This is a genomic window from Sedimentibacter sp. B4 (assembly GCF_000309315.1).
Lineage (GTDB): Bacteria > Bacillota > Clostridia > Tissierellales > Sedimentibacteraceae > Sedimentibacter > Sedimentibacter saalensis.
The window spans coordinates 1-352 of the sequence record NZ_CANG01000304.1 but is presented as its reverse complement, the minus strand read 5'-3'; the positions used below and the strand labels follow the sequence as shown (position 1 = coordinate 352).

At 70.5% G+C, this 352-nt stretch carries 1 pseudogene; it reads left to right on the top strand.

Going from position 1 to position 352, the window contains the following annotated elements:
- A pseudogene (locus BN358_RS28850) lies at positions 1-352 on the top strand (ABC transporter ATP-binding protein); the annotation flags it as partial.

Genomic DNA, 352 nt, shown 5'->3' with positions numbered 1-352 from the left:
GCAGCGCGGCGACTATGTGGCCGTGATGGGCCGTCCGGCTCAGGCAAGTCGACCATGATGAACCTGATCGGCTGCCTCGATGCGCAGACCCGCGGCCTCTACCGCCTCGACGGCGTCGACGTCAGGCTGCTCGACGACCGGCAGCAGTCCCGGATCCGCAACCGCAAGATCGGCTTCGTCTTCCAGAACTTCAACCTGATCGCCCGCACCACCGCCCTGTCGAACGTCGAGCTGCCGCTCGTCTACCGGGGTGCCGGCACGCGAACGGCGCCGGCGCGCCCTCGCCGCGCTGCGCGAGGTGGGCCTGGCCGACCGGATCGAGCACACCCCTGCCCAGCTCTCCGGAGGCCAG